Source organism: Gluconobacter oxydans (genome assembly GCF_006539685.1).
Classification (GTDB): Bacteria; Pseudomonadota; Alphaproteobacteria; order Acetobacterales; family Acetobacteraceae; genus Gluconobacter; species Gluconobacter oxydans.
This window is the reverse complement of sequence record NZ_BJNM01000073.1, coordinates 1-3,304: the sequence shown is the minus strand read 5'-3', so window position 1 is coordinate 3,304 and position 3,304 is coordinate 1. Positions and strand designations below refer to the sequence as shown.

Here is a 3,304-nt window from a genome sequence, read left to right as displayed (position 1 = left end):
TCGTATCAGTCGGGCTTTCCTACCAATTTCAATCACCGCTTCTCCATCCGCGCTTATGACGTGAACGTGCATTGGCACATGATCTGCCGTGTAAATCACGACACGAAATCCATTGATTCGTAGAAGCGTCGGTATAATGCACCACATCCCTAACGCTTGGGTTTTTCAATTAGAACCATTCCATTGAAAGTCAGGAGGAGAATATCTGGACGGTCAGACAGAAATGGACAGCCCACTAACTTCTGACAAAGCCAGCAGAGCGCCATAGGAGGCCGCACAAAGCGTAATGCCCGTTATCGCCCACCAACCCTAGCCACCACACACGGTAATGCCTGTACGGTCATCCTGTGGCGTCTGACGGGCATGCTGCAACACGTGAGCCGCTGAATGATCGCCTGAACACCGGTGCGTCTTGAGCAGATTACGGTCTTGCTCGGTTTTTCTGGTGTTGCAGGCGTCGGGCGAGCGCGGAGCGTGAGCCCCGTAGGGCGCCGAAGGCGCCGACGCGGGAGAGGAAGGTGCTGGTAGAGAGACGATGCGGGAACGCATCGTCAGATTATGATTTCGCGCCGTAGGCGTGTCCGTTTAGCGCAGCCCTGAAAGGGCGAGCAGGGGGATGCCGGGTGGGAGATCGCGCTTCGCGCGATCGGGGCGGCCGTAGGCTGCGAGCCGGCGGGGGCGGAGCCCCCAAGAGGCGGTGCTTGGGTTGAATTTGATTGGAAATTTTTGAGGTTTGTGAGTTATCCACAGATCAGATGGTTAGAGGAGGTGTTAAATAGGTGTTAGATTCTGTGTTAAGCGATTCTAGCATCCATTTAACACATTGATATAAAAACTGAATTTCTGGGTTTTTCTTCGGTTTGGTATTTAAAACCCCGAATCTCGGTATTTAAAACCCCGAATCTCGGTATTTAAAACCCCGAATCTCGGTTTCGGTATTTAAAACCCCGAATCACTTGACGCAGGTATGTAAAACCCCGAACTTTAGGCATGGTATCTGAAACCCCGAATCTGCCTGTTGTCCATGAGGCCCTCCTGCCGGAGCGTCATCCGCAGCATGACTTATTCATCTGCGACGTGGCAGATGCCGTGCTTAAGGACGTGATGCCGCAAATGGAGCATCCGTTCTATTCCCTGTCGAAAAAACCCGAGACTTCCGTTCGTCGCTATGAACATAACGGGCAATGGCTGGAAATCACGCCAAGCGTGAAGGGCGTTGCTACAATCTACGATAAGGATATTCTGATTTACTGTATTTCGCAGATCATGGCGAAACTAAAGGCCGGGGAGAAAGTATCGCAACGGGTGCGGATCAGCAGCCGTGACTTACTCATCTTCACCAATCGCGGAACGGCAGGTAAGGACTACAAAGCCCTTATCGAAGCCCTCGACCGCCTTGAAGGCACACGTATCCGCACTAACATTGTCACAGGCGACGAAGAACAGGTGGACGGTTTTGGCCTGATCGACGCTTCATCCATCCGCCGCAAACTTGGCCTCGACGGTCGCCTATTGCATTGCGAGATCAAGCTGTCGGATTGGGTCTTTAACGCAATTAAGAGCAATGATGTTCTGACACTGCATCGTGATTATTTCCGGCTACGCAAACCGCTGGAACGACGCGTTTATGAACTCGCCCGCAAACATTGCGGTCAGCAAGCGGTATGGAAAGCCTCTCTTGAGATCCTACTGAAAAAATCAGGCTCTCAAAGCCCAGAAAAATTATTCCGACAGATGATAAAGAACCTCGCTGCAAGCGATCATCTACCGGATTACCGTGTCGAATTCGATCCTCAGAAAGACATGGTAACATTCATCAATCGCGGCACAATGAAAGCTGCCGAGCCAGTAGCCGAGGCTTGGATGGGTGCGCTCGATCCTGATATTTACGGGGACGCTCGGAACATCGCGCCAGGGTGGGATGTGCATCATCTCGAAAGAGAATGGCGCATGTGGCTGGGTGATAACGAGATCGCTCCGAAGAACCCTGAGCGGCATTTCATCAAATTCTGCGAGACGTGGTTTGCTAAGCGTGGTCAACCCTGATTGTACAAATATACAAGCATAGTCTATCTAAATAGATAGTCAGCGCTCTCCAAAAGGATGACGACCGTGCTTACGCATCAAGTCATCAATGGCCTCCCCGATCAAACCCTGAATGGTTGTATCGGTATCAAGCGCAAGTTGATGTAATCCCTTACTAACTGCTGGGGAAAAATACCCCACCACAGCCCGCTTACCTTCTCTTGGATTACGTGGGCGGGCTTTCTCTACCACCGTCTGCGCTGCCGGTTCCACAACCGATGGCGCGACCGTTTTTTTGAGACCAGCAAACCGACTCATGCCGTATATCCTTAACTTAGAAAATTGCTAACGTGCTTTTGTGTCATCTTGTTTGTGTGATGGCATGTTAACTTGATCACATACCCAATTCCACAACAGTGCTATATCAGCAGCAGCCTTGCTTTCCGGCTCTGCTTCCTGCGCGGTCCGACCGGAACCAACGCTGTGATGAAAAACTGCACGCTCGGGCAAAACAACAGGAGCAACAGGGATACCAAACTGCGCCACAACCTCGGCCGCCTCCTTATAAACTTGGGGCGCACGAGGAGGACCCGCAGTAAAAATCACGAAGGCAGGCTTGCCGCTGGCTCGCACAAGCTCCGTCGTTGTTCTAACAGCGTCCATATCGAAAGCACGTGGTCTGCATGGAATTAACAAGAAATCAGCGACACGACACGCCTCACGCGCCATAATATCGGCATGTGGTGGGGTATCTATTATCGATAGTTCTGCGCCCAGTTCGGACGCTTGTTCTAGCTTTCTTGATAACAAGGCGTGAGCCGCACAATCCACTACATCAGGCTCGACATCTCCCCGCCACGCTTTCCATGAACTTGCAGTCGCCTGCGGATCGGTATCGAGGATCAGAGAAACGTATCCAGCGGCACTGGCACTAGTAGCCAAGTGTAGGGCAAGCGTCGTCTTCCCAGCGCCTCCCTTCTGACTAATGATCGCGATTGTTTTCATGCCACCATGTTTCCGTGTTAACACATTAACTAATTACCATGTTATTTTGATAACTCAATATCTTCCTCAAAAAACCCGCCGATTTAATCGAACCAAACATTTCTCATGCCTCAGATCGATGCCGTTAGCACCTATGGAATGCTATCATGTTTTTGTGTTAACATATAAACATGATGACGTGTTATCTTTCCCTATGCACAATGGCAGCAACAGTGTTCTTGCTGATCCCTAGATCACGGGCGATCCACCGATAACTCCGCTTTTCAGCCACCAG

At 50.9% G+C, this 3,304-nt stretch carries 3 protein-coding genes and 2 pseudogenes; 1 reads left to right on the top strand and 4 read right to left on the bottom strand.

The features are described 5' to 3' along the window. Nucleotides 1–72 (bottom strand): annotated as a pseudogene (locus tag GOX01_RS13270) (DUF4160 domain-containing protein); the annotation flags it as partial. A gap of 918 nt (nt 73–990) precedes the next feature. Between GOX01_RS13270 and GOX01_RS12440 the strand changes: the two are divergent. Further along, a complete protein-coding gene (locus tag GOX01_RS12440; RefSeq protein ID WP_062269086.1) occupies nt 991–2,046 on the top strand; it encodes a replication initiator protein A in 1,056 nt (351 codons plus the stop codon). Between the two features lie 39 nt (nt 2,047–2,085). On the opposite strand, the gene GOX01_RS12435 is transcribed toward GOX01_RS12440, so the two are convergent. The 3 genes and pseudogenes from GOX01_RS12435 to GOX01_RS13265 form a co-directional block, all read right to left on the bottom strand. Beyond that, nucleotides 2,086–2,343: a ribbon-helix-helix domain-containing protein gene (locus GOX01_RS12435; RefSeq protein WP_010505208.1), complete on the bottom strand. Its 258-nt coding sequence runs from the start codon at nt 2,341–2,343 to the stop codon at nt 2,086–2,088. Nucleotides 2,344–2,370: 27 nt separating this feature from the next. After that, complete coding sequence (gene parA, locus GOX01_RS12430) at nt 2,371–3,030, bottom strand: ParA family partition ATPase (RefSeq protein ID WP_081107038.1); 660 nt, start codon at nt 3,028–3,030, stop codon at nt 2,371–2,373. 181 nt (nt 3,031–3,211) lie between these two features. After that, nucleotides 3,212–3,304: pseudogene (locus GOX01_RS13265) on the bottom strand (recombinase family protein); the annotation flags it as partial.

Coding starts and splice junctions, on each gene's coding strand:
- GOX01_RS12440 (WP_062269086.1), top strand. CDS start 991: ATGGTATCTGAAACCCCGAATCTGCCTGTTGTCCATGAGGCCCTCCTG.
- GOX01_RS12435 (WP_010505208.1), bottom strand. CDS start 2,343: ATGAGTCGGTTTGCTGGTCTCAAAAAAACGGTCGCGCCATCGGTTGTG.
- parA (WP_081107038.1), bottom strand. CDS start 3,030: ATGAAAACAATCGCGATCATTAGTCAGAAGGGAGGCGCTGGGAAGACG.